The 25,407-nt window shown below is 71.3% G+C and carries 23 protein-coding genes, 1 tRNA gene and 1 pseudogene; 17 read left to right on the top strand and 8 right to left on the bottom strand.

The window, feature by feature from the left end:
• Window position 1: 1 nt before the first annotated feature.
• From OHA86_RS06935 to OHA86_RS06920, 4 genes are all read left to right on the top strand, one after another.
• Complete coding sequence (locus OHA86_RS06935; RefSeq protein WP_329173387.1) at window positions 2-607, top strand: phosphorylase family protein; 606 nt, start codon at window positions 2-4, stop codon at window positions 605-607.
• A complete protein-coding gene (hpnH, locus tag OHA86_RS06930; RefSeq protein ID WP_329173385.1) occupies window positions 608-1,636 on the top strand; it encodes an adenosyl-hopene transferase HpnH in 1,029 nt (342 codons plus the stop codon).
• Window positions 1,637-1,760: 124 nt separating this feature from the next.
• Window positions 1,761-3,746 carry a 1-deoxy-D-xylulose-5-phosphate synthase gene (gene dxs / locus OHA86_RS06925; protein ID WP_329173384.1) on the top strand — a complete coding sequence of 662 codons (1,986 nt, stop codon included), beginning with the start codon at window positions 1,761-1,763 and terminating at the stop codon, window positions 3,744-3,746.
• Window positions 3,743-5,245, top strand: a complete 1,503-nt coding sequence (locus tag OHA86_RS06920) for an aspartate aminotransferase family protein (RefSeq protein ID WP_329173382.1) — start codon at window positions 3,743-3,745, stop codon at window positions 5,243-5,245. The genes dxs and OHA86_RS06920 overlap by 4 nt, the downstream gene beginning before the upstream one ends.
• A 48-nt stretch (window positions 5,246-5,293) precedes the next feature.
• Here the strand turns inward: OHA86_RS06920 and OHA86_RS06915 are convergent, their stop codons facing one another.
• Window positions 5,294-6,130, bottom strand: a complete 837-nt coding sequence (locus OHA86_RS06915) for a tyrosine-protein phosphatase (protein WP_329173381.1) — start codon at window positions 6,128-6,130, stop codon at window positions 5,294-5,296.
• Between the two features lie 179 nt (window positions 6,131-6,309).
• Between OHA86_RS06915 and OHA86_RS06910 the strand changes: the two genes are divergently transcribed.
• Window positions 6,310-8,421: an alpha-galactosidase gene (locus OHA86_RS06910; RefSeq protein ID WP_329173379.1), complete on the top strand. Its 2,112-nt coding sequence runs from the start codon at window positions 6,310-6,312 to the stop codon at window positions 8,419-8,421.
• 79 nt (window positions 8,422-8,500) lie between these two features.
• A complete protein-coding gene (locus OHA86_RS06905) occupies window positions 8,501-9,295 on the top strand; it encodes an SGNH/GDSL hydrolase family protein (protein ID WP_329173377.1) in 795 nt (264 codons plus the stop codon).
• Between the two features lie 120 nt (window positions 9,296-9,415).
• On the opposite strand, the gene OHA86_RS06900 is transcribed toward OHA86_RS06905, so the two are convergent.
• Complete coding sequence (locus OHA86_RS06900; RefSeq protein ID WP_329173376.1) at window positions 9,416-9,874, bottom strand: ATP-binding protein; 459 nt, start codon at window positions 9,872-9,874, stop codon at window positions 9,416-9,418.
• Between the two features lie 136 nt (window positions 9,875-10,010).
• Between OHA86_RS06900 and OHA86_RS06895 the strand changes: the two genes are divergently transcribed.
• The 3 genes from OHA86_RS06895 (at window position 10,011) to OHA86_RS06885 (ending at window position 12,137) form a co-directional block, all read left to right on the top strand.
• Window positions 10,011-10,880, top strand: coding sequence for a helix-turn-helix domain-containing protein (locus OHA86_RS06895; RefSeq protein WP_443071971.1), 870 nt, complete (start codon window positions 10,011-10,013; stop codon window positions 10,878-10,880).
• Window positions 10,881-10,907: 27 nt separating this feature from the next.
• On the top strand, window positions 10,908-11,165 hold the full coding sequence (locus tag OHA86_RS06890; RefSeq protein WP_329173375.1) for a DUF397 domain-containing protein: 258 nt from the start codon (window positions 10,908-10,910) through the stop codon (window positions 11,163-11,165).
• A 150-nt stretch (window positions 11,166-11,315) separates the two neighbouring features.
• Entirely contained in the window at window positions 11,316-12,137 is an 822-nt protein-coding gene (locus tag OHA86_RS06885) for an SAM-dependent methyltransferase (RefSeq protein WP_329173373.1), read from the top strand.
• A gap of 121 nt (window positions 12,138-12,258) precedes the next feature.
• Here the strand turns inward: OHA86_RS06885 and OHA86_RS06880 are convergent, their stop codons facing one another.
• Window positions 12,259-13,287, bottom strand: coding sequence for a saccharopine dehydrogenase family protein (locus OHA86_RS06880; RefSeq protein WP_329173372.1), 1,029 nt, complete (start codon window positions 13,285-13,287; stop codon window positions 12,259-12,261).
• Window positions 13,288-13,390: 103 nt separating this feature from the next.
• Between OHA86_RS06880 and OHA86_RS06875 the strand changes: the two genes are divergently transcribed.
• Window positions 13,391-13,636, top strand: coding sequence for a DUF5302 domain-containing protein (locus tag OHA86_RS06875; RefSeq protein WP_329173370.1), 246 nt, complete (start codon window positions 13,391-13,393; stop codon window positions 13,634-13,636).
• A gap of 146 nt (window positions 13,637-13,782) precedes the next feature.
• Here OHA86_RS06875 and OHA86_RS06870 read toward each other — a convergent pair whose 3' ends face one another.
• Complete coding sequence (locus tag OHA86_RS06870) at window positions 13,783-13,986, bottom strand: hypothetical protein (RefSeq protein WP_329173369.1); 204 nt, start codon at window positions 13,984-13,986, stop codon at window positions 13,783-13,785.
• A 114-nt stretch (window positions 13,987-14,100) separates the two neighbouring features.
• On the opposite strand from OHA86_RS06870, the gene OHA86_RS06865 reads away from it, so the two are divergent.
• Both OHA86_RS06865 and OHA86_RS06860 read left to right on the top strand, forming a co-directional pair.
• On the top strand, window positions 14,101-15,003 hold the full coding sequence (locus OHA86_RS06865) for a GNAT family N-acetyltransferase (RefSeq protein WP_329173367.1): 903 nt from the start codon (window positions 14,101-14,103) through the stop codon (window positions 15,001-15,003).
• Window positions 15,004-15,177: 174 nt separating this feature from the next.
• Window positions 15,178-16,368: an MBL fold metallo-hydrolase gene (locus OHA86_RS06860; protein WP_329173366.1), complete on the top strand. Its 1,191-nt coding sequence runs from the start codon at window positions 15,178-15,180 to the stop codon at window positions 16,366-16,368.
• 52 nt (window positions 16,369-16,420) lie between these two features.
• On the opposite strand, the gene OHA86_RS06855 is transcribed toward OHA86_RS06860, so the two are convergent.
• Window positions 16,421-17,038, bottom strand: coding sequence for a GNAT family N-acetyltransferase (locus OHA86_RS06855; protein WP_329173364.1), 618 nt, complete (start codon window positions 17,036-17,038; stop codon window positions 16,421-16,423).
• Entirely contained in the window at window positions 17,035-20,028 is a 2,994-nt protein-coding gene (locus OHA86_RS06850) for a glycoside hydrolase family 2 TIM barrel-domain containing protein (RefSeq protein WP_329173362.1), read from the bottom strand. The genes OHA86_RS06855 and OHA86_RS06850 overlap by 4 nt, the downstream gene beginning before the upstream one ends.
• A 264-nt stretch (window positions 20,029-20,292) precedes the next feature.
• On the opposite strand from OHA86_RS06850, the gene OHA86_RS06845 reads away from it, so the two are divergent.
• Window positions 20,293-20,366, top strand: a tRNA-Pro gene (locus OHA86_RS06845).
• Between the two features lie 70 nt (window positions 20,367-20,436).
• On the opposite strand, the gene OHA86_RS06840 is transcribed toward OHA86_RS06845, so the two are convergent.
• Window positions 20,437-20,601, bottom strand: a complete 165-nt coding sequence (locus tag OHA86_RS06840; RefSeq protein WP_329173360.1) for a hypothetical protein — start codon at window positions 20,599-20,601, stop codon at window positions 20,437-20,439.
• A gap of 204 nt (window positions 20,602-20,805) precedes the next feature.
• Between OHA86_RS06840 and OHA86_RS06835 the strand changes: the two are divergent.
• The 4 genes and pseudogenes from OHA86_RS06835 to OHA86_RS06820 all read left to right on the top strand — a co-directional run bounded on the left by OHA86_RS06835 (window position 20,806) and on the right by OHA86_RS06820 (window position 23,416).
• Window positions 20,806-21,940: pseudogene (locus OHA86_RS06835) on the top strand (integrase).
• Window positions 21,941-21,949: 9 nt separating this feature from the next.
• The gene (locus OHA86_RS06830) at window positions 21,950-22,306 is read left to right on the top strand and encodes an integrase core domain-containing protein (protein WP_329173359.1); all 357 of its coding nucleotides are present in this window, start codon (window positions 21,950-21,952) and stop codon (window positions 22,304-22,306) included.
• A gap of 337 nt (window positions 22,307-22,643) precedes the next feature.
• A complete protein-coding gene (locus tag OHA86_RS06825; protein WP_329173358.1) occupies window positions 22,644-23,222 on the top strand; it encodes a Uma2 family endonuclease in 579 nt (192 codons plus the stop codon).
• The gene (locus OHA86_RS06820; protein ID WP_329173357.1) at window positions 23,219-23,416 is read left to right on the top strand and encodes a helix-turn-helix domain-containing protein; all 198 of its coding nucleotides are present in this window, start codon (window positions 23,219-23,221) and stop codon (window positions 23,414-23,416) included. Before OHA86_RS06825 ends, OHA86_RS06820 begins: the two co-directional genes overlap by 4 nt.
• A gap of 545 nt (window positions 23,417-23,961) precedes the next feature.
• Here the strand turns inward: OHA86_RS06820 and OHA86_RS06815 are convergent.
• Entirely contained in the window at window positions 23,962-24,993 is a 1,032-nt protein-coding gene (locus OHA86_RS06815) for a tyrosine-type recombinase/integrase (protein WP_329173355.1), read from the bottom strand.
• Window positions 24,994-25,407 lie beyond the last annotated feature (414 nt).

The following is a 25,407-nucleotide window of genomic DNA, read 5'->3' as shown; positions in this document are numbered from 1 at the left end:
CGTGGGCCCTACCCGTCCACTGCTGGTGGTGTGCGCCCTGCGCATCGAGCGCTTCGCGCTGCGCAGGGGAGCGGCCAGGGGCGCCGCAGACCCGGTCACCGTGCTCCGTACCGGCATGGGGCCCGTGGCCGCGGAAGAGGCCGTACGCAAGGCGCTGCACAATTCGGCGCTGCGCGACGCGGCCGTCGTCACCACCGGCTTCTGCGCGGGGCTCGCCCCCGGCATGCGGCCGGGTGACATCGTCGTCTCCGACGAGGGACACGAGAGCGCGGCGCTGGCCGCCACGCTCAAGGCCGCGGGCCACACCGTGCACACCGGCCTCCTGGCCGAGTCCGACCATGTCGTACGCGGTGCGGAGCGCACCGCACTGGCGGCGACCGGTGCCATCGCCGTCGACATGGAATCGGCCGCCATGCGGCGTGCCGCGCTCGCCGAAGGAGCGCAGCACATCGCCGCGGCCCGCGTCGTGGTCGACACGCCCGAATACGAACTCGTGCGCGTCGGAACGCTTCGCACCGGGATCATCGCATTCCGGGTGCTCAGAGATCTTGTACCCGCCTTTCTCGATTGGCACCGCACTACCGCTGCTCCCCCGGAGGTGAGCTAGATGGCTATGCCGCTTCGTCAGACCGTCCGTATCGCGTCGTACCTCTTCGAACAGAAAATGGTCCGGCGGCGCGAAAAGTTCCCGCTCATCGTTGAGCTGGAACCTCTCTTCGCGTGCAACCTCGCATGCGAGGGCTGCGGCAAGATCCAGCACCCGGCGGGGGTGCTCAAGCAGCGCATGCCGGTGGCGCAGGCGGTCGGGGCAGTCCTGGAGTCCGGGGCGCCCATGGTGTCGATCGCCGGCGGCGAGCCGCTGATGCACCCGCAGATCGACGAGATCGTCCGCCAGCTGGTGGCCAAGAAGAAGTTCGTCTTCCTCTGCACCAATGCCCTGCTGCTCCGCAAGAAGATCGAAAAATTCACTCCGTCGCCCTACTTCGCGTTCACCGTGCATATTGACGGCATGCGGGAGCGGCACGACGAATCGGTGGCGAAGGAAGGCACCTTCGACGAGGCCGTGCTGGCGATCAAGGAAGCACAGCGCCGCGGATTCCGGGTCACCACCAACTCGACCTTCTTCAACACCGACACCCCGCAGACGATCATCGACGTCATGAACTTCCTCAATGACGACCTCAAGGTCGAGGAGATGATGCTCTCGCCCGCGTACGCCTACGAGAAGGCACCCGACCAGGACCACTTCCTGGGCGTCACGCAGACCCGCGAGCTGTTCAAGAAGGCCTTCGACGGCGGCAACCGGCGCAAGTGGCGGCTCAACCACAGCCCGCTCTTCCTGGACTTCCTGGAGGGCAAGGCCGACTTCCAGTGCACCGCCTGGGCGATCCCCAACTACTCGCTCTTCGGCTGGCAGCGCCCCTGCTACCTCATGGCGGACGGCTACGTCCCGACGTATCAGGAGCTGATCGACAAGACCGACTGGGACAAGTACGGCCGCGGCAAGGACGACCGCTGCGACAACTGCATGGCCCACTGCGGCTACGAACCCACCGCGGTCCTGGCGACCATGGGCTCGCTCAAGGAGTCCATCCGCGCCGCCCGGGAGACCGTCGCGTCCAACCGCGCGAAGTGACCTCCCGGTGATCCGGGGTACGAGCCACCGGCCGGACAGCCGGCCGGTGGCTCGTACCCGCACTGCCGCCGGCCGGTCAGCGGTCGGCGATCCAGAGCAAACCCGGCAGGAACGAGGTCTGTACATGTCGATGCTGGAGCACATCAAAGGCCCGCGCGACCTGAAAGCCGTGCCCGACGGGCGGCTCGACGAACTGGCCGCCGACATCCGCCACTTCCTCGTCCAGGCGGTGGCCAGGACCGGCGGTCATCTCGGCCCCAACCTGGGTGTGGTGGAGCTGACCATCGCACTGCACCGCGTCTTCGACTCGCCCGCCGACCGGATCCTGTGGGACACCGGCCACCAGAGCTACGTCCACAAACTCCTCACCGGACGCCAGGACTTCTCCAAACTCCGCAGCAAGGGCGGCCTGTCCGGCTACCCCTCGCGCGCCGAGTCCGAGCACGACGTGATCGAGAACAGCCACGCCTCGACCGTGCTCGGCTGGGCCGACGGCCTGGCCAAGGCCAACGAACTGCGGGGCAGCGACGACCACGTCGTCGCCGTCATCGGCGACGGCGCCCTGACCGGCGGCATGGCCTGGGAGGCGCTGAACAACATCGCCGCCGCCAGGGACCGGCCGCTGATCATCGTCGTCAACGACAACGAGCGCTCCTACGCGCCCACCATCGGCGGCCTCGCCAACCACCTCACCACGCTGCGCACCACCGACGGCTACGAGCGCTTCCTGTCCTGGGGCAAGCAGGTGCTCCAGCAGACCCCGGTGATCGGCCAGCCGCTCTACGAGTCCCTGCACGGCGCCAAGAAGGGCTTCAAGGACGCCTTCGCGCCGCAGGGCATGTTCGAGGACCTGGGCCTGAAATACCTCGGCCCCATCGACGGCCACGACATCGCCGCCGTCGAGTCCGCGATGCGCCGCGCCCGCCGCTTCCACGGCCCCGTGCTGGTGCACTGCCTCACCGAGAAGGGCCGCGGCTATCCGGCGGCCGAGCAGGACGAGGCCGACCGCTTCCACGCCGTCGGCGCGATGGACCCGGCCACCTGCCGGCCGCTCGCGCCCTCCGGCGGACCGTCCTGGACGTCGGTCTTCGGCGCGGAGATGGCCGCGATCGGCGACGAGCGGCCCGACGTGGTCGCCATCACCGCCGCCATGCTCCAGCCGGTCGGCCTCGAAGCCTTCGCCCGCGCCCACCCGCGGCGGGTCTTCGACGTCGGCATCGCCGAGCAGCACGCCGCCACCTCCGCCGCGGGGCTGGCCACCGGCGGCCTGCACCCGGTCGTCGCGGTCTACGCGACCTTCCTGAACCGGGCCTTCGACCAGGTGCTGATGGATGTCGCGCTGCACAGGTGCGGTGTCACCTTCGTGCTCGACCGGGCCGGTGTGACCGGTGTCGACGGCGCCTCGCACAACGGCATGTGGGACATGTCGATCCTCCAGGTCGTCCCCGGACTGCGGATCGCCGCGCCGCGCGACGCCGACCAGTTGCGCGCGCAGCTGCGCGAGGCCCTCGACGTCGACGACGCCCCCACCGTGATCCGCTTCCCCAAGGAGACCGTCGGCGAACCGCTGCCCGCGATCGACCGGGTCGGCGGCATGGACGTCCTGCACCGCCCCGCCCAGGACCACGCCGACGACGTGCTGCTGGTCGCGGTCGGCGCGCTCGCCGGCTGCGGCCGCTCCGCCGCCGAACTGCTGGCCGGGCGCCGGATCGGCGTGACCGTCGTCGACCCGCGCTGGGTCAAGCCGGTCGACCCCGCGCTTCCCGAACTGGCTGCCAGGCACCGCATGGTGGCCGTGGTGGAGGACAACGGGCGGGCCGGCGGCGTCGGTTCAGCCGTCGCCCAGGCGCTGCGGGACGCAGGCGTCGACGTACCGGTCCGCGACTTCGGCATCCCGCAGCAGTTCCTGCCGCACGCCAAGCGCGGCGAACTGCTCGCCGACCTCGGTCTGACCCCCGCCGAGATCGCCGGCGGCATCGGCGCCGCCCTGCTCCGTATCAGCGCCAGGAGCCAGGACGCGGCGGCCGGCCCCGCGGGCACCCCGACGATCCCGGCGCCGCACAGCGCCGGGAGCAGCACCCCACGTACGCAAGGAGCAGCTGAGCGATGACATCGTCTGAACCGACCGGTAGTACGCAGCCGATCGGTGCGGAGCCCGCCGCCGGGAAGCCGGCGGCGGGCGGTCCCGTGCCCCCGGGCGACCCGGTGGACGGGACCGGCGGGCCGGCCAAGGGCTTCGACCTGGCGACGCTGCTCGCCGAGCGCGGCAGCGAGCGCTACGAGCTGTACGGCAGGTACCTCAACCACCAACTGCCGCGCATGCTGCACACCATAGGGTTCGACAAGGTCTACGAGCGGGCCGAGGGCGCCCACTTCTGGGACGCCGAGGGCAACGACTACCTCGACATGCTGGCCGGCTTCGGCGTGATGGGCCTGGGCCGGCACCACCCGGTGGTCCGCAAGGCGCTGCACGACGTGCTGGACGCGGGCCTGGCCGACCTCACCCGCTTCGACTGCCAGCCGCTGCCCGGCCTGCTCGCCGAGCGGCTGCTCGCCACCGCACCGCACCTGGACCGGGTGTTCTTCAGCAACAGCGGCACCGAGGCCGTCGAGGCGGCCCTGAAGTTCGCCCGCTACGCCACCGGCAGGACCCGCGTCCTGTACTGCAAGCACTCCTTCCACGGCCTGACCGCCGGATCGCTGTCGGTCAACGGCGAGTCAGGCTTCCAGGACGGCTTCGTCCCGCTGCTGCCGGACACCGCCATCGAGGTCGGCGACCTCGACGCGCTCGCCAGGGAGCTGAAGCGCGGCGACGTGGCCGCCATGATCGTCGAGCCCATCCAGGGCCACGGCGTCTACATCCCGCCGCCCGGCTACCTGCGCGCCGCCCAGGAACTGCTGCACCAGCACAAGGCGCTGCTGATCTGCGACGAGGTCCAGACCGGCATCGGCCGCACCGGCGCCTTCTACGCCTACCAGCACGAGGAGGGCGTCACGCCCGACCTGGTGACCGTGGCGAAGGCGCTCTCCGGCGGCTACGTCCCGGTGGCCGCCACGCTCGGACCTGACTGGATCTTCAAGAAGGTCTACTCCTCCATGGACCGGGTGCTGGTGCACTCGGCGAGCTTCGGCAACAACGCCCAGGCGATGGCGGCCGGCCTGGCCACCCTCGCGGTGGTCGAGGACGAGCAACTGGTGGAGAATTCCCGCCTGATGGGCGACCTGCTGCGCACCCGGCTGGCCGCGCTCACCGACAGGTACGAATTCCTCAAGGAGGTGCGCGGGCGCGGCCTGATGGTCGCCGTCGAATTCGGCCGCCCCAAGTCGCTGGGCCTGCGCAGCCGCTGGACGATGCTCCAGGCCGCGCGCAAGGGCCTGTTCGCGCAGATGGTGGTGGTGCCGCTGCTCCAGCGGCACCACATCCTCACCCAGGTCTCCGGCGACCACGTCGAGATCATCAAGCTGATCCCGCCCCTGGTGGTCAACGAGGCCGACGTCGACCGCTTCGTGACCGCCTTCACCGAGGTGATGGACGAGGCGCACGGCGGCGGCGGGCTGATGTGGGACTTCGGCAAGACCCTGATCAAGCAGGCGGTCGCGAACCGCTGAGCGTGCCGTCCGGACCACCGTGCCGGCGCGCCCCCGCGCGGGGGCGCGTCAGCCGCCGGTCAGCAACTGCTCGCGCAGCCGCTCCCGGCGCTGCTCGGTCAGGCCGAGGCCTTCGCTGAGGTAGCGGTCGACCGAGCCCCAGCGCTCCTCGATGGTGTCGAAGGCCGCCCGCAGATACTCCACCCGGGCCTCGAACAGCGGGCTGAGCAGTTCCCTGACCTCCGGGGCGATGGCCGTGCCCGTGCTGCCGTCGCCGCGCACCACCTTGTAGCGCCGGTGGCGGGCGTTGCTCTCCAGGTAGTCCGCCTCGATCGCGGAGCGCTCCACCCCGAGCGCCAGCAGGATGATCGCGATCGACGTACCTGCCCGGTCCTTGCCTGCGGCGCAGTGCAGCAGGGCGGGGACCGCCGGCCGGTCCGGGTCGGTGAGCAGGTCCAGCATCCGGGAGTGGTCCGCGGTGCGCTCCAGGATGAGCTTGCGGTAAGCGGCGACCATCCGGGCCGCGCCGCGGCCCTCGCCCAGCACCGCCTCCAGCGACGGCACATCGCCGTCCCGCACGGTCTGCCAGAAGCCGGCGTTCTCGGCCGGGTCGTTGAGCGGCATGTTCAGGTTGCGGGTGCCCGGGAGAGCGGTGTCCGGGCCCTCCATCGCGATGTCGTCCGGGTTGCGGAAGTCGAAGACGGTGTGCAGGCCGAGCCCGGCGAGGAAGGCCGCGTCCTGCGCGGTGGCGTGCGCGAGGTGGCCGCTGCGGAAGAGCACACCGTGCCTGACCCGGCGGCCGTCGGCGGTGGGCAGCCCCCCGACGTCGCGGAAGTTGCGCACGCCGGTCAGCGCGGGCTCGGGTTCTGGTCCGGTCGGGGCGGACTGCCGCACTTCCTGGGTCACCGGCGCTCCTTCATCGATCGCTCACGGCTCATGCCGGGGCACTCCCGACGATACGGCAGCCCGGCCGGCGGCGTACCGACCGGTATGTGTCCGCGGGATCACAGCCGACGGTGCGACCATTGCCCTCCGCCGGGGCTGGGCCGATGATGTCCGCACCCGATCGGGACAGGGGAGTTCTGATGATCGAAACGGGCGGATCCGGCCGGCTCTGGCTGCTCTCCGGGCCGGGCAGCAGCTACGCCCTGCACGTCACGGAACGCGACGAGCTGCTGCACCTGCACTGGGGGCGCCGGATAGCGCTCCGCGACGCCGAGGCGCTGGCCACCGACCCGCTGCCCGCGGAACGGCCCTTCGAGTCCGCGCTCGACGGCCACGAGGAGTACCCGGTCGAGGGCGGCCCGCGCTTCGTGCGCCCCGCGCTGTCGGTACGGTCCCGCGAGGTGCGCGGCACCGAGTGGTGCTTCGAGGAGTACGAGACCGTCACCGGCCCGGCCGCGCAGGAGCTGCGGCTGCACTTCCACGACTCGCTGCACCACCTCGACCTGACCCTGCACTACCGGGTACGCCCCGGCTGCGACGTCGTCGAGCGCTGGAGCACCGCCACCCACGTCCCCAACGGCCACCGCGAGCCGCTGGAGCTGCTGCGGGCCGACGCCGCCACCTGGACGCTGCCGCACCGCGACGGCTGGCGGATGTCCCAGCTGCACGGCCGCTGGGGCGCCGAGAGCCGGCTGGTACGCGCCCCGCTGACGCCCGGCGAGCGGGTGATCGGCAGCCGCCGCGGCCACACCGGCCACCAGCACCTGCCGTGGTTCGCGCTGGACGCGGGCGACGCGACCGAGGAGCACGGCGAGGTGTGGACCGGCGCGCTGGCCTGGTCCGGCTCCTGGCGGATCGCGGTCGCGGGCCTGCCCGACGGGCGGGTCCAGGCCACCGGCGGCGCGGGACACGACGACGCCGGACTCGTACGCCTCGACCCCGGCGCCTCCTACACCAGCCCGGTCTTCGCCGCGCTGTGGACCGGCGGCGGCTTCGGCGCCGCCAGCCGCGCCTGGCACGCCTACCAGCTGGCCCATGTCGTGCCCGAGGGGCGGCGGGTGCGGCCGGTGCTCTACAACTCCTGGGAGGCCACCGGCCTCGACGTCGGCGAGCGGCAGCAGCGCGAACTCGCCCGGCGGGCCGCCGCGATGGGCGTGGAGCTGTTCGTGGTGGACGACGGCTGGTTCGGCGACCGGGTGAGCGACCGGGCGGGCCTGGGCGACTGGGCACCCAACCCGGACCGCTTCCCGAACGGCTTGAAACCGCTCTCCGACGAGGTGCACGCGCTCGGTATGCAGTTCGGCATCTGGGTCGAACCGGAGATGGTCAACCCCGACAGCGACCTCTACCGCGCCCACCCGGAGTGGGTCCAGCACCACCCCGGCCGCCGCGCCACCGAGTACCGCCACCAACTGGTGCTCAACCTCGCGCGCCCCGATGTGCGCGAGCACCTTGCGGAACGGCTCGACGCGCTGCTGCACAGCGCTCCCGTCGACTACGTGAAGTGGGACTTCAACCGCTGCTTCACCGACCCCGGCTGGCCGGGAGAGCGCTATCCGGAACGGCTGTGGACCGCCCATGTCGAGGGCCTGTACGAGCTGATCGACCGGCTGCGGGCCGCGCATCCGGGCGTGGCCTTCGAGTCCTGCTCGGGCGGCGGCGGCCGGGTCGATCTGGGCATCCTGGCCCGCACCGACCAGGTCTGGACCTCCGACAACACCGACCCGCTCGACAGGCTGCTGATCCAGCACGGTTTCAGCCAGCTGCACCCCGCCCGGGTGATGGCCGCCTGGGTGACCGACAGCCCCAGCCCGATGCTCAACCACCGCCGCAGCTCGCTGCGCTTCCGCTTCGTCAGCGCCATGGCCGGCGTACTGGGCATCGGCGGCGACCTGCTCGACTGGAGCGCCGAGGAGCGCGCCGAGGCGGCCAGCTGGGTGGCGCTGTACAAAACGGTCCGCCCGGTCGTGCAGCTCGGCGACCTCCACCGGCTGCGCCCGCCGGGCGACGGCGGCCTGAGCGCCGTCCAGTACGTGCACGGCGCCGACACCGTCGTCCTGGCCTGGCTGCCCGCGCAGTCCTTCGGCGACCCGGTGCCGCCGCTGCGGCTGCGCGGCCTGGACCGGGACGCCTCGTACCGCGATGTGGCCACCGGGGTCGTGCAGAGCGGGGCGGTGCTGGCCGAGCGGGGCCTGCGCACCACGCTGGCCGGCGACCTCGACGCCGCCGTATTCCATCTGCGCCGAGTTTGACCTGGTGGGATGAATCACGTGGCGTCAACCCCTCCTTACGGTCGCGTAAGTCACAGCAGGAGGAGAAAGATGGGCCGACGTGGCTGACGATGCGCAGGGACTCAACGAGGGCGTGATCGGGTCGTACACCGCGGTGGGGGACAGCTTCACCGAAGGCGTCGGCGATCCCGGCCCCGACGGCGCCTACGTCGGCTGGGCCGACCGGCTGGCGGTGCTGCTCGCCGACCGGCGCGAGGAGCACGCCTTCCGCTACGCCAACCTCGCGGTGCGCGGCCGGCTGCTGGACCAGATCGTGGCCGAGCAGGTGTCGCGGGCCATCGAACTCGCCCCCGACCTGGTCACCTTCTGCGCCGGCGGCAACGACATCCTGCGTCCCGGCGGCGACCCGGACGCCATCGCGGAGCGCTTCGAGGCGGCGGTCGCCGATCTGACCGACGCGGTCGGCACGGTCCTGGTCTGCACCGGTTTCGACACCCGCGGGGTGCCCGTACTGCGGCATCTACGCGGGAAGATCGCCACCTACACCGCGCATGTGCGGTCCATCGCCGACCGGCACGGATGTCCGGTTCTCGATCTGTGGTCGCTGCGCTCGGTGCAGGACCGCAGGGCCTGGAGCGAGGACCGGCTGCACCTGTCGGCCGAGGGCCACACCCGGGTCGCGCTGCGCGCCGCACAGGTGCTGGGCCTCGACGTGCCGGCCGACCCCGACCAGCCGTGGCCTCCGCAGGACCCCCGGCTGCCGTCCGAGGTGCGCCGGGACAACATCAACTGGGCGCGGGAGTACCTGGTGCCGTGGATAGGGCGCCGGCTGCGCGGCGAGTCCTCGGGCGACCACGTCGAGCCCAAACGCCCCGACCTGCTGCCCCTGCGTTAGCCGGGGGCCCGGCGGGTGCCGACCGCCCGTCCTGGGAGCGGACCGCCTGTCCAGGCGCTCCGCCGACCAGCGGACAGCCGTCCTGCGCCGGTGATATCGGACCCGGCGGAGGGGTTCAGGTCAGTGGGGAGCGCGGTGGGCGGAAAGCTCCGCCCACACCACTCGACCTGTACCGTTCTCCGCCGGGTCCGACCCCCATGCCAGCGAGAGCACGCTGACCAGCAGCAGCCCTCGCCCGCCTTCTTCGTCGGCGCCGGCGATGCCGGGCGCCGGCACGGATGTGCACCGGCCCTGGTCGGTCACTTCGACACGTACGACGCTGCCGCGGTCCTCCAGGACACAGGTGATCTTCTCGCTGTCGGTGTGCCGTACAGCATTGGTGAACAGTTCGGTCACCACCAGACTCGCGTCATCGCGCAATTCGGCGCCGACTCCCCATTCCCGCAAACGTGCACGTATCCGCCCGCGGGCGTCCGCGACGGACGCGCTGAGTGCGGGCAGCCTGAACACGTCATGGCGGCCGGGGACGCCGACACCATCAAGGCGCTCGCGCCAGAGGGCATCAGGTGAAAGAACCACTCCGTAACTATGAGGCTCGCCCGGGACACATGGCAAGGTCCGTTCTGTAATTTACAGAATCGGCGCTACATGCTGTCGCGTGCGCTGACAACATGACAGACTGCTTCTCAGCCAAGGAAGTTGGAGGATGAGCCACGTGATGGATCCCCGGCCGGGAGGAGCCCCGACCGTCCTGCGCATGGTGCTCGGAAAGCGCCTTCAGGATTTGCGGGAGCAGGCCGGTATCAGCCTGGAACAGGCCGGCCGCGCGCTGGACGTCACCCATGCCACCGTCCGCCGGATGGAAAAGGCGGAAGTCGGGCTGAAAATCCCGTATGTCGAGAAACTCCTCATCACTTACGGAATCACCACACCCGAGGAGATCAGCGGCTTCCTCGCGCTCGCCCGGGAGGCCAACAGGCCCGGCTGGTGGCACAGCTTCCGCGACGTCCTGCCCGACTGGTTCAGCGCCTTCGTCAGCCTGGAGGGCGAGGCCGCGGTCATCCGCGCGTACGAACCGCACTACGTGCCCGGTCTGCTCCAGAGCACCGGCTACGCGCGGGCCACGCTGCGCGCCGGACTGCCGAACGCCGAGCCGGCCGAGATCGACCGGCTGCTCACCCTGCGGATCGAACGCCAGGCCCTGGTCAGGCGGTCGGAGGCGCCGCCGCTGCTGTGGGTCGTCATGGACGAGACGGTGCTGCGCCGCCCGATCGGCGGCCGGCGGGTGATGCGCGAGCAGATGGAGCAGCTGATGGAGGCCACCGAGCTGCCCAACGTCCGGCTGCAGATCATGCCGTTCGCGGCCGGACCGCATCCGGCCATGTACGGACCATTCCACATCTTCCGGTTCCAGCTGCAGGAGATCCCGGACATCGCCTACGCCGAGAGCCTGGTCGGCGGGACCTACTTCGACGAGCGCGACGACGTGTCCGCGTTCCTGGAGGCGCTGGACCGGATGTGCGCGCAGGCCGCGCCAGCACAGAGCACCAAAGCCATCCTCGATGGCATGCGCAAGGAGATCTGAACGATGGATCGCGTCGGCAATGACACCATGTACGGGTACGAGGACGTATACGACGGAATCTACAACGGAATGCCCGCCAACCAACTCGGCAACGAGGGCTGGCGGAAGCCGTGGAGCGGCGGCAACGGAGGCTCCTGCGTCGAGGCGAAGAAACTCAACGACGGCAGGGTGGCACTGCGCCAGTCCACCGATCCCGACGGCCCCGCGCTGATCTACAGCAATCACGAGATCACCACGTTCATCCTGGGCGCCAAAGCAGGCGAAGCGGACTTCCTGCTCGGCTGAGCACAGCGCGGCACGCACCACGCATTCATGCACCACGCACCACGTACCAGCGCATTCAGGCACCACGCACCACCGCACCACGTACCACGTACCAGCGCACGACGCACCGCGCACGAGCTCGCGCAGCAGCGAAGGAACCGGAGGACGGCGTTGACCGACCAGGGATTCCCCGTCGGGGAGATAGACACCAGCAGGCCGCACCCGGCCCGGATGTACGACTTCTTCCTCGGTGGCCGAGACAACTACGAGGTCGACCGGGACGCCGCCCAGCGCGTGATCGACGTGTTCCCGGACATCGTGCCGACGACCCGCGCCAACCGCCGCTTCATGCACCGCGCCGTCCGCCACCTCGCCGCCAGCGGCATCCGGCAGATCATCGACATCGGCACCGGCATCCCGACCGCGCCCAACACCCACCAGATCGCCCACGAGGTCTCCGAGGACGTCCGGGTCGCGTACATCGACAACGACCCGATCGTGGCGACCCACGCCGGAGCGCACCTGCTCGGCGCGGGGAACACCGGCTTCTTCCTCGGTGACCTGCGCGAGCCGGAGAGCGTTCTCCAGCACCCCACCATCGGCGAACTGATCGACTTCGACCAGCCGGTCGGACTGATGCTGGTGGCCGTGCTCCACTTCATCACCGACAAGGAGGACCCGGCGGCCCTGGTCGCCGCCTACCGCGACGCGCTGCCCGCCGGCAGCCAGCTGGTCCTCTCGCACGCCACCAGCGACTTCCACCCCGCCGAGGCCGGACTCGACGAGGCCAGGGACGTCTACAAGGACCGCAGGGCCACGGCGACCGTCACCACCAGGAGCCACGCCGAGGTACTGCCGTTCTTCGACGGCTTCGACCTGGTCGAACCCGGCCTGGTGCAGATCCCGCTGTGGCACCCCCAAGGCGGTGCGGCCCCCGAAGCGGAGGAGCTGCGCCACGTCGGGACCTACGGAGGCGTCGGCGTCAAGCGCTGAGGCCCCGCTGCACCACCCAAGAGCCAACTAACACCGGGGAAGGGAAGGGCGGCGGCCGAGCGGTAATTCGTACCGCGCGGCCGTCGCCCGACCGGTTTCCCCACCGGCGCCGGCGGACTTCTCAGCGCAGCGCCGCCATGGTGACCGTCACACCGTCCAGAGTGCCCGCGAAGTCCGCGCCCAGCGCGCGCGAGGGGGTCTGGAAGCCGTCCGGCAACTCCTTCAGCCGCCCGACGATCCGCAGCACCGCGTCCACGGTCAGCCGGTACGGATTCGGGCCGGTGAGCGTCGCGGAGACCGTGTTGCCCGCCGCGTCCCTGGCCCGCCCCCACACCTCGCAGCCGGTGCCGTTCAGCGCCCGCTCGCCGGGACCGCGCACCAGCCGCCCCACCGCACCGCCGACCGCGCCGCGCAGCGGGCCGAGCCGCAGCATCCGGGTCATGGCCAGCGCCGGCGCGGGCAGCGCCATATACGTCGTGATGTCCGGGATACCGGTCGAGTGGTAGGCCGTACTGACATCGCCCCACGGCACCGACACCACCGTCCGCGCCCCCGAGGGGAAGGCGGCCCGCACCTGCCGCGAACCGAACGGCACGGTACGGATCTCGCCGCCCGAACGGATCCGCCCGCCGTCCGCCGCGCTCTCCAGCGCGGTACGCGCCGTGCCGGGGCTCGCCCCGCCGCCGGTGATGAAGGCCAGGTCCAGCTGCGTCGCGTCCGGCAGCCGGGCCGCCAGCAGCGCGGCCACGCAGTCCGTCGGCACCACGTCGAAGCCGGCCCCCGGCAGCAGGGTCACCCCGGCCGACGCCGCCCGGCCGCCCAGCGCGTGCAGCGACTCGAAGACGTCGATCTCACCGGTGATGTCCAGATAGCCGGTACCGGTCTCCACGCAGGCGGTCGCCATCGGCAGCGCGGTGCGCACGAAGGGGCCGGCGCAGTGCGCCACGCTCTCCACGCCGGCCAGGCCGCGGCGTATCGCGGCCGGCTCCTGCAAGCCGAACACCCGGTGCTCCAGGCCGAGTTCGGCCGCCAGCGGCACCACCTTCGCGGCACTGCGGCCCGCCAGGACGGGGCGCATACCGAGGGCGACGGCGCGGCGGGCGATCAGGCGGCCGGTGTAGCCGGTAGCGCCGTACAACAGCCAGGTCATGGGCGTGAAACCTCCTCCGAGGGCGTGACCGGAACCGTACACGCGCTGCCCGCGTCGGCGATATCTGGTGGGCGGCGGGGCCGCGGCATGCGACTCTGGAGGCATGACCGACCAGAAGCAGCAGGCCGCTGCGGAACCCGCGGCAGCAGAACCTTCCACCGAGGAGCCCGAAGTCACGGCCCCCGAGGACGAGGACGAGGTGAAGCGGAAGTTCCGCGAAGCGCTCGAGCGCAAGCAGGGGGCTCACCGGGGGTCCGGCGCCGCCGGCACAGGACCCGATCAGTCCAAGATCCACGGCGCTCATGGGCGCGCCGGCGGCCCCCGCGAATTCCGCCGCAAGAGCGGCTGACCCTTCCCCCGCCCCGCCCGGCCCCCCCGGGCGGGCCCGTTTCCCCTGCCGCCGTCACCCGCGGCGCGATGAGCGGGCACCCACGGACAAGGGGCGCCCCCGGTGACGCGGGGAGCACCCCTTCTGCGGCACGGACTCCGCGGGACTCAGCGGTGGTAACCGTCGCCCATCGCGGCGGCGTTGTGCACGGTGCGGGCGTCGTGCAGGGCACGCTCGGCGTCGCGCGCCACGCGGTGCTGCCGGTCGCCCGTGGCGTCCACGCCCGCGGCGGACCCGCGGCGGCGCAGGACGATGACACCGGCCACCACCGCGACCACAAGAACAGCGAGTGCTGCGAAAACCACGGTCATGACATCCCCCCTCGTGCTCCGGAACTCGCAAACCCCAAAGTAACCCACAGGTACGGCCCCGACCAGGGCAGCGGCCGACCGGGACAGCGCCAACCCGTCTTCCACAATGGGGAGATGGGATGGACCACCACCAATGACCCGGACCGTTTCCTCGCCGCTGCGGAGGACTTCCTCCAGTCGCGTCCCGTGGAGAATTCCGTCCTGCTCACCGTCTGCGACACCCTGCGCCGCCGCGGCCTCACCGCGTACGGACCGCGGCCGCCGGTCATGGGCTGGTGGCGCCCGGCCACCGGGGGAGCGCCGGCCGGAACCCTGGCCGGAGCCGTACAGGCGGCCTTCGTGCAGACGCCCCCCCATCCGCCCATGCTCTCCCGCGGCCCGGACGCCGCGGCCCGCGAGCTGGCCCGGCAGTGGACGGGCGAGCCGCTCGCCGAAGCGCGGGGCGACCACGAGGCGGTCACCGCCTTCGCTGACGCCTGGTGCGCCAGGACCGGCACCCGCCGGCACATCGCGGCGCGCACCCGCGTCCACGCGCTCGGCGAGCTGACCCCGCGCCGTCCGGGGCCGCCGGGAGCCGCCGGAACCGCGGTCGCCGCCGACCGCGATCTGCTGCTGCGCTGGTCGCGGGAGATGGCCGCGGAGATCGGCATACCGCTGCCCGGCGGCGACGCCGTCGTGGACGACGTGATCGCGCACGGCGGCCGCGCCCTGTGGCGCACACCGGACGGCGAAGCGGTCGCGATGGCCGGCCGGTCCGTCGAAATCCGCGGCGCCATAAGGGTGGTGGCCGTCTACACCCCGCCCGAGCACCGAGGCAAGGGCTACGCGGGCGCCGCGGTGACCGCCGTCTCGCAGGCCGCGCTCGACGCCGGGGCTCGCCATGTGCTGCTGGTCACCGACCTCGCCAACCCGGTCAGCAACGGCCTCTACCGGCGGCTGGGCTATCGGCCGGTACGCGACAGCCTGCACGTGGCCTTCACCGCGGCGGGGGCCGCGGAGGCCGGACCGAGCACGTAACGCCTGCCCGGGACGCCGGACCGAGCCCGGAGGCCCGCGGCGCCGAGCACGTACGGCCCGTCGCGCCGAGTGTGCGGTGCCCGGCCCGGCGGGGACCCGGGAAGATCCGCCCGGCCCCGCATAATGGAACGAGCGGATCTTCCGCTGATAAGACGACTTCCGCCAGGAGGCAACGTGACCGGCGCCGGCCCGCAGCCGTCCCGCTTCGTGAAAGCGCGCCCGGCGCCGTTCGGAGCCGACCCCGCGGGCGCGCGCCTCGACCGCATCCTGAAATCGCCGAACTACGCGGACGGCGCCTTCGTGAACCCGATCGGCGCCCGCCAGGCCCCGAGCAAGGAGATGCTCAAGTCGCTGCCCGCGAACCTCCGCAAGGAGGCCCGGGTGACCAGGAAGCCCGCCAGGCCGGTGCCCGTGCACCCCACCACGCTCGCCGACATCGCGTCCCCTCCGGCGTCCGGACTGCGGCTGACCTGGATGGGCCACTCCACCGTGCTGGCCGAGATCGGCGGGCGCCGGGTGCTCTTCGACCCGGTGTGGGGCCAGCGCTGCTCGCCCTTCCCCTTCGTCGGCCCGCGCCGGGTGCACCCGACGCCCGTCCCGCTGGGCTCGCTGACCGGTCTCGACGTGGTCGTCATCTCGCACGACCACTACGACCACCTCGACATGCCGACCATCGTCGAACTCGTACGCAGCGACGTCGTCTTCGCGGTGCCGCTGGGCGTCGGCGCGCACCTGGAACACTGGGGCGTACCCGCCGCGCGGCTGCGCGAACTGGACTGGAACGAGTCCACCGAGATCGCCGGCCTGCGCCTGACCGCCACCCCCGCCCGGCACTTCTGCGGGCGCGGCCTGCGCGGGCGGCAGCAGACCCTGTGGGCCTCCTGGGCGGTCACCGACGGCACCCACCGCCTCTTCCACAGCGGCGACACCGGCTACTTCCCCGGCTTCGCCGACATCGGCGCCGAGCACGGCCCCTTCGACGCCACGATGATCCAGATCGGCGCCTACAGCGAGTTCTGGCCGGACATCCACATGACGCCCGCCGAGGGCATGCGGGCGCACACCGACCTGTCGGGCGGCACCCCGTGCGGGGTGATGCTGCCCATCCACTGGGGCACCTTCAACCTCGCCCAGCACGCCTGGGCCGACCCCGCCGAGGGGACGGTGGCCGCGGCCCGTGCGACCGGGTCGAAGATCGCCACCCCGCGGGTCGGCGCGCCCTTCGAGCCGGCCGACCCGCAGCCCGACGACTGGTGGTGGCGCGAGGTCGCCGTCGTCCCGGCGGGCGGCTGGCCCGCGCACCCGGAGCGGCCGGCCGGCGCCGATCACCCGGCCGACGACTACGAGCCGGCCCGCCCGGAGTAGCCGCAGGCGTACGCGTACGGCGCTTCCGTACGCGTACGCCCATCCGTACGCCCTACGAGGTCGCGCGGCCCAGGTAGGTCAGCACTCCCGCGTCAGGCACCGCGATCTCGTGGAAGCCGAGCCGGTCGTAGAAGGCCCGCGCGGCGACGTTGGCGCTGAGCATGCCCAGGTGCACGGCCGGCACCCCGCGTGCGGCCAGTGCCGCCAGGAAGGCCGTGATCAGCGCACGCCCGTGGCCCGCGCCCTGGAAGCCGGGCAGCAGATCGATGTGCAGATGCGCCGGGTAGCCGGCCAGCGCCGGCACCACCATCCGCTCCGGGGTGTGCAGCAGCGAGGCCATCACCCCGGTCGCGTCGGCCGGTTCGCCGTCCGGCGCGGGCCAGCGGCCGGCGACCGTGGGCAGCCACTCGTCGCGGAAGCGCTTGACGAAGCCGGCCGTGTCCCCGGTGCCCAGCACATAGCCGACCGCCTGCCCGTGCCCGTCGTCCAGCACGAAGGCCGCCTCCGGCTCCAGGACGGCGTAGGGCGCGGCGAAGATCGCCCCGAGCAGGTCGTGGTCCTGCTCGGGGTAGTCCGCGCTCGCGTCGCCGCCCGCGGCGGCGGTGCGCAGGCAGATGGCGTAGAGCGCGGGAAGGTCGGCGGGCCGGTAGGGGCGGATTGTCGGGCTCACTGCTGCTCCTGGTCGGACGGTGCGGGCGCCTCGGGCCGCTCGGGCCCGTTCGTGGCGTCCAGTGGGACGAAGGTGAAGGAGAAGGCGGCGGGCGCGGCGTCAAGACGGTGGGCGGGCAGCACCTCGGGGCCGCAGGACGCGCTGCCCAGGCCGTGCAGCGCGTGGTCCAGATGCACCCACAGCGTGTCGGAACGCACCAGGTCGTACGTGTGCTCCGCCGCGTCCAGCGCCTCGGTGCTCCACGGCCTGGCGGTCAGCCAGAAGGCCGGCGCGCCCTCGATCCGTACGCCCGAGCCGTCGCCCCCGCGCAGCTCGGCCCAGCGCACCTCGGCCCTGGCGCCGTTCTCCTGCGGGCGGACGTACGGGGTCTGCAGCGCGTCGACCGACGAGCGCCAGCGCCCGATCCTGGCCGCGGCCCGGCTGTCGGGGTACGCCTCGCCCGGCCCGCCGCCGTACCACTCGACCGACTCCAGCCCGGGGCTCAGCCCGAGCCGCACCCCGAGCCGGGGGAGCGGCAGCCGCCACTCGCCCTCCGGGGTCACCGCGACGTCCAGCCGCAGCCGGTCGCCGGTCGCGCTCCAGGTGCAGACGGTCCGCAGGGCGCGGTCGGCGGCGGCCGGGGCGACCCGGGTGGTGACGGTCAGCGTGTCGCCGCCGACCGCGACCCCCACGACCCGGTGCTGCATCCGGTGCAGGCCCGACTCCCGCCAGCGCAGGTCGAGCCGGGTCTCGTGGTGCCAGGGCATGCCGCGGTCGTTGTCGGTCGGCGCGCGCCAGACGTCCAGGCGCGGGCCGTGCACCCGGGCGCCGCCGAGGCGGCGCAGGGTGCCGGTGGCCGCGTCGAAGGTGCCGGGGCCGAGGACGACCGTGCCGTCGTCGGCCGGCCGCGGGGAGTGCGCCGCGCCCCGGTGCGCCCGGCTGACGGTGCCCTGGCCGCCGACGGCGCGGTCGGCCGCCGCGAACTGCGTCCACGCGACCTCGTGCCCGGCGGGCGCCCACGCGGTGTCCTCGGCCAGCACCGCGCGTACGGTCCAGTGGGCCTCGACGGGGCCGGGGGAGCGGGGCATCGGCGGCAGGTCGAGGAGAGCGCTCTCCCCGGGTCCGGTGGGCGGCACCGTGAACCGCCCCCCGTCACCTGCCACCCCCTCGACCTCGTAGGACCAGCTGAAGGCCAGCCCGGAGAGGTCGGCGAAGTCATGGCGGTTGACGACCGTCACCAGCCCGCGCTCCGGGTCGCCCTCGATCCGCACCGGCTCGATGACCTTCTTGTACTCGACCAGCCCGGGCGAGGGCGTACGGTCGGGGAACACCAGCCCGTCGCAGACGAAGTTCCCGTCGTGCAGCTCCTCGCCGAAGTCCCCGCCGTAGGCGTAGTACGCCGTCCCGTCCGCGGTCCTGCGGCGCAGCCCGTGGTCGATCCACTCCCAGACGAAGCCGCCCTGGCAGCGCTCGTACGTCTCGAAGATCCGCTGGTATTCGGAGAGCCCGCCGGGCCCGTTGCCCATCGCGTGCGCGTACTCGCAGAGCAGGAACGGCATGTCGCGCCGCCGCTTGTCCAATTCCGCGTCGGCCAGCGGCAGTTCGGCGCGGCGGCCGATCAGCTCGGACTCGGCGTGGTTGGCGTACATCCGCGAGTAGACGTCGGTGTCGGCGCACGAGAGGTCGCCCTCGTAGTGGATCGGCCGGGCCGGGTCGCGGTCGCGGATCCAGGACGCCATCGCGGACAGGCCCGCGCCGGTGCCGCACTCGTTGCCCAGCGACCACATCACCACCGAGGGGTGGTTCTTGTCCCGCTCCACCATCCGGGCCGCCCGGTCGAGCAGCGCCGGCGTCCAGCGCTCGTCGGCCACCGGATTGCCGCGCCAGCCGATCTCCTGGAAGCCGTGCGTCTCCAGGTCGCACTCGTCGACGACCCACATGCCCAACTCGTCGCACAGGTCGAGGAAGGCGGGGTGCGGCGGATAGTGGCTGGTGCGGACCGCGTTGATGTTGTGCCGCTTCATCAGCAGCAGGTCGTCGCGCATCGTCTCCTGGTCCAGGACGCGCCCGTGGTCCGGGTCGAACTCGTGCCGGTTGACCCCGCGGAAGAGGATCCGCCGCCCGTTGACCTTGAGCACCCCGTCCTCGACGGCGACGCTGCGAAAGCCGATCCGCAGCGGAATGCGCTCTCCCTCGGTCGCCAGCTCCGCGTCGTACAGCCGCGGCAGCTCCGCGGTCCAGGGCTCCACGGCGACGACGACCTGCTCGCCGGTGGGGATGTCCAGGTCCAGCTCCGGCACGGTGACGGTGCCACCGGGCTCGCAGTCCACCCGGAGGGTGCCGTTGCCGGTGGCGTGGTCGTAGCCGCAGTGGACGAAGAAGTCGGTGACCGCGCCCTCGGGCCGCTCGATCAGGGTGACCTCCCGGAAGATCCCGGGCAGCCACCACATGTCCTGGTCCTCCAGGTAGCTGCCGGACGACCACTGGTGCACCCGTACCGCCAGCACATTGCCGCGTGGCCGCAGCAGCTCGCCGACCTCGAACTCCACCGGCAGCCTGCTGCCCTTGAAGGTGCCCAGCTCGGTCCCGTTGAGCCAGACCCGGGCGCAGGAGTCCACCCCGTCGAAGCGCAGCACCGCCGCCCCGCCGGGCCAGTCGTCCGGCAGGTCGAACATCCGCAGGTGGTCCCCGGTCGGGTTCTCGGTCGGCACGTGCGGCGGATCGAGCGGGAAGGGGTAGCGGATATTGGTGTACGCGGGCCGCTCGTGCCCGTGCAGCGGCCAGTGCGACGGCACCGGCAGCTCGTCCCAGCCGGCGGCGTCGTAACCGGGCTGGGCGAAGGAGTCGTCCCGCGCCTGCGCGGTCGGCGACAGCCGGAAGCGCCAGTCGCCGCCGAGGCTCACCCGCCGGGCGTCGGAGACCGCCCACCAGGCCCGCGGCGGGAGCGCTCCCGTGCCGGGGGCCATGTCCTCGTAGTACGGAACGGCCTCGGAGGGCTCCGCCTCGTGCATCGTGCTGCTCCTCAGGTCCCGGATCCGCGGTGTCGCCCGCGCCGGGCCTGACCGGCCCGGTTGATCCGCACGTCCGATTCTGCTGAGGCGGCGGGCCCGCCGCTAGGTGTACCCGTCACCGAATCCGTACGAGTCCGCCCTCCGACCACACCGCGTGACCGCCCGGGTCCCCACCCCACCCGGGTGCGCGCGAACACCGCCCCGGGTGAGGTATTCTTCTCATGCACGGCCCCCCGGGGGATCCCCCCGGGACCGGCCAAGCACCGGGACGTGGCGCAGCTTGGTAGCGCACTTGACTGGGGGTCAAGGGGTCGCAGGTTCAAATCCTGTCGTCCCGACGGTGCTCAGAAGCCCTCTGGGAGTATCCCAGAGGGCTTCTTACATCAACGGCTGACATCAACGCGGCCGTCAGACGACCGCTGGCACCCCTGCCGTCCCGTCGTCGCCCTCCTCCCCGTCGTCCAGCGACAGCGCGTCGTCCATGCGGGTCGCGGCGGCTTTGAGCGTCGAGTCCATCACGTGCGCGTAGGTGTCAAGGGTCATGGTGATGGTGCTGTGCCCCAGCGTTTCCATGATCGTGCGGGCGTCCACACCTTGGGCGAGCAGCAGTGACCGCGCAGGTGTGGCGGAGGTCGTGCACCCGCACTTGGCGGACCTTGGCGTTGCCCCTGCCGATAAACCCATCCACCCTGGTGGGAAGGGGTACGGGAGATGCGGCATGTCTGGGTAAGGGCAGTCACTCAAAGGCCCTGGACCGGTGGGTGGTCACCCGGAATGATGATCGACGTCCTGCTGCGACTGGCCTACTTGACCGTGACGAACGCGTTCGCGATGCTGCGCCTGCTCCCCATGAGCGATCGGGAGCGAGATACGGAGATCCTCGCGCTGCGGCATCAGCTCATGGTGCTCGAACGTCAACTCGGCGACGAGCGTGCCCGGTTCACAGCGAGCGATCGAGCGTTCCTGGCAGCCCTGCTCCACCGGTTGCCCCGGGACGTACTACGGAGACTTCGGCTGCTGGTACGCCCGGACACGGTGCTCCGCTGGCACCGCGACCTGGTCGCACGCCGCCACGCCGCCGTATCCCGACCGAGGCGCCCGGGAAGGCCGCGGACCCTGCGCTCCATCCGGATCCAGGTGCTACGGCTCGCCCGGGAGAACCCCAACAGGGGCTACCGTCGCATCCACAGCGAACTCCCTAACACGGGCGTGAAAACCGCCGCATCCACCATCTGGGAGATCCTCAAGGACGCCGGCATCGATCCAGCGCCCGAGCGGGCCTCCAGCACATGGTCGGACTTCCTGCGCTCACAGGCCGATGCCCTCCTGGCCTGCGACTTCTTCGAGACCGTCACCCTGTCCGAGGCGCGACTCTCACTCTTCGCGGTGATCGGGCACGCCAGCCGCCGGACCCGGATCCTCGGCACCACCGCCCACCCGACCGCGTCGTGGGTGACGCGAGCCGCGAAGAACCTCGTCATGGACCCACAGGACGCCGGCTTCCGGGCGAAGTTCCTGATCCGAGACCGAGACGGGAAGTTCCCCGCCCAGTTCGACGCCATCCTCAACGACACAGGGATCGAGGTCGTACTCAGCGGCATCCGGATGCCGCGCATGAACGCGATCATGGAACAGGGGGCACCTCCCGGCCGAAGGCTGGGGGCGGGTACAGACCTGCCGACGGGAACTCCTGGACCGCACCCTGATCTGGAACCAGCACCACCTGCTCCACGCCCTACGAGAGTTCGAGGACCACTACAACTCACACCGACCCCACCAAGGCATCGCCAACACCCGGCCCCTCCAACCACCACCGGCACCCGCCCCCGAACCGAGGCAGATCAACCACCTCGACATCCGACGACGCGAACGACTCGGCGGCATCCTCCACGAGTACCACCATGCCGCTTGACCTGCACGGATGATATTTTCGGCAGGCGCAGAGTTGGTACATCACTTTGATGCCGGGTCGCAGTACACAAGTTTCCGGCTCGCCGAGCATCTCGAGGCGGCCGGCATCGCGGCCTCGATCGGCTCGGTCGGCAACGCGTATGACAACGCCCTCATGGAGTCCACGATCGGCTTGTTCAAAACCGAGCTGATCAAGCCCGGACGGCCCTGGCGAACCCTCTCCCAGGTCGAACTCGCCACCGCCGAGTGGATCGACTGGTACTGCCACCGCCGGCTCCACGGTGAAATAGGCCACATCCCACCCGCCGAATACGAGACCAACCACTACCGCACAACCCCGAAACCCCAGGTCACAACCACAACCTGAGATCTCCATCAAACCCGGGGCGGTTCAACACCGGTCACCGTACAGACCCCAGCTTGCAGCGACACCGGCCCTGTCGAACGCAGCCCAGGCTGGCCCGTCTCCTGGCAGGACTGCGGCTACCGTTGAACCGAGCGCACGCTGCCCCCGTAGCTCCCTGGCGACTTTCTGCGGTGGAGGCTCACGCGGCGAACCGCTCGGCGGCCTCCAACCGAATCCGCTCACGAAACGCCTGCCGCTCGGGCGTCAGCGACGGCGCCGGGCTCTTCGGCGGCGGACTGTCACAGGCCGTTTGCCCCGCTCCCTCGGCTATGACAGATATGACATGTATAGTGGGAGTGTGACGACACGGGAAGAGATCTACCGGCAACTGCGCGAGTATGCGGCGCACCTCACGCCTCCGCCGCCGTTCTCCGACCGGTTTGAGATCAGCGGCAACACTATCGTCATGATGATGAGCCCCGCGGGCCGCCATGAACGCGCCGCCTGGATGCTGGCCCACCAGCTCCAGCCGCAGCTCCCCGACGGCGTCATCGCCCACACCGGCGGAGATGTGGAGGACGCCGCCCTGGGTATCCTGCGGCGCCCGGATCTGGTCGTGCTGCCTTTTGCCGCGACGGACACCGACGACGCTTTCCCGGCCGAGGCCGTTGAGATCGCGGTGGAGATCGTCTCTCCGTCGAATCCTGAGAACGACTACGAGGGCAAGATCCGCGACTACCCTGCGATGGGCATCCCTCATTATCTGATCATCGACCCCCGCAACGGGACCGCGCACCATCACTGGAGCGTGGTCACCAAGCACGGGAACCCCGCCTACGACAATCACGTCGCTTACGTCTTCGGGGACACGATCCCCGTGGGGGGCCTGATCATCGAGACAGCCGAACTTCCCCGTTACGGCGGCGCAGGCGCGTGACTGCGGGCGAACTGGTCCGCCGCCGTCGTGAGGAGCTGGGCTGGTCGCAGTCCCGACTCGCCCAGGCCGCGGGCACCGGGCAGGCATTGATCTCCCGCATCGAGCAGGGCCGGGTCAGCCCGACCGTCCAGATGCTGACCCGACTGGCCGATGCGATGCACGCGCAACTCAGCCTTTCCTTCTCTCCCCGCTGAACACCGCACATGCTGTCGTGTCGGTCGCGTTTCTGTACCGTGGCGGGCGATCTTCGCTGGGTCGGCGAAGTGCAGCGGTAGCCGGTGCAGAGGCCTCGCGTTGGCGATGCTCGGGGTGGGGCTGCCCGTCGTCGAACTGTTCGGACTCGCGCAGGACATTGAGCGGGGTGGCGGTGATTCCAGATGTGGTTCCGGTCTGGTAGTTGGCAGGTCCCCGCACGTAGTCTGCGCCGCCGAACGGATGTCGGGGTTGTGTATTCCTGCCAACGGCGGGATGCCGGAATAGACGAGCGAAGGAGGGGGACCCCGTGAGGTATTGGGGACCCTCTGGGGACCACACGGCTTGCGCGTCTGCGAGCGATATTCGCGCAACTGGTCATATAGCCCGGAGAGTTCGTCCCGTTTGCCGGGGAAATCCCCTCCGTTTACCCGACCGGGGGTCAAGGGGTCGCAGGTTCAAATCCTGTCGTCCCGACGGTGCACGAAGCCCGCTGACGGAGTACAAAACTCCAGGTCAGCGGGCTTCTTCGTGCCTGCGGACCCTTTCAGCGGACGATGCACAGGTGCCGTATCGGTGGCGGCTTTGGGACCACTTTGGGACCAGCCGGCGCCAACGGGAAGTTGACCGTGCCGCCGTTGAGGTGGGCGGAGAGCGCGGCGCCGGCGAGGTCGATGGAGCGCCGGCTGGGGTGGAGGTAGCGCTGGGTGGTGGCCAGAGAGCCGTGGCCGGCGATGACGCGCAGGACGTGCAGGGGGACGCCGGCGTCGGCCATCCATGTGAGGCCGGTGTGCCGGAGGTCGTGCCGGCGCAGGTGTTCGTAGCCGAGCCGGAGTACCACGTCGTCCCAGTGGGTGGCGTCGCGCAGGACGGCGGTGCTGATGCGGCCGCCGCGGGGTCCGGTGAACAGCCGTGCCATGGGGTCGGGGTCGGCGCCGTCCAGGCGCCGGGCGACCATGGGGCGGATCTCCTCAATGATCGGCACGGTCCGGCGCCGTTTGCCCTTGGTGCCCTTGTCGGTCAGTCCGCCGGGTCCGGGGGTGGTCTGCCGGCAGACCTCCCACGTCCATTGCTCGCGGTTGATGTCTCCTGCGCGTACCCCGGAGACCTCGCCGATCCGGGTGGCGGTGCATGCTTCGAAGCGCACGACGTCGGCCCAGCCTTCGAATCCGCCGGCCGATCTTGCGACGAGTGCGACGGCGAGCTTGTCGAGTGCGTCCCAGTCGGGCAGGGCGAGGGAGCGCGGGTCGTCCAGCTCGTCTTCGGCGTGTTTGTACTGCTGTTGCCAGCCGACGACCCGGGCGGGGTTGTGGTCCACGATCCCGTCACGGACGGCCTGTTCCATCACCCGGACCAGGACGGCGAGGCTGTTCTTTACCGTCGAGCGGCTGCACTCGTCCGCGATCCAGGCGGACACCGCCCGGTCCACCACGCCGTTGGTGAACAGCTGGACGGGGATGTGGCCGAGCGAGGGGACGACCCGCAGCCGCCAGCCCGCACGGTAGGGGTCCAGGGTTTTCGCCTCCAGCCCGCGCATGGCCAGGTCCCACTCCCCGTTGCCGTACTCGGCCAGTGTCATGGTGGCCGTGGCCGGTGTGACCGCGGCCCGCAGCCCGCTGCATCCGCTCGACCCAGGCCTCGGCGGCGTCCTCGGTCGGCAGCATCTCCGAGCGGGAGAGCCGCCGGCGTGTCTGCGGATCGAACCACCGCACACGGGCGCGGTGGGGGTTGGGGTTGCCGGGCCGGTACTCGATGTCCGCGGCCAGTTTCACGCCCTGCGGGGGCGTCTGCGCCGCCGTCAGAGGATCGCCTCAGGATCGATCCGGCGCGAGGCCAGCCACGCCTGGACGTCCGGCACGCTGTACATCGTCACCCGGGAGGTCAGCCGTACGAACGGCGGCCCCTGCAACGGGGTAGAGGTGCGCCAGCGCCGCAGAGTGGACGACTCGACGCCGATCAGGTCCGCGACATCCTCGGTGGCGTTGCCCTTGCC

Source organism: Streptomyces sp. NBC_01477 (genome assembly GCF_036227245.1).
Taxonomy (GTDB): Bacteria; Actinomycetota; Actinomycetes; order Streptomycetales; family Streptomycetaceae; genus Actinacidiphila.
Note: the sequence above shows the minus strand (reverse complement) of the source record. Positions and strands in the feature narration are given on the sequence as shown.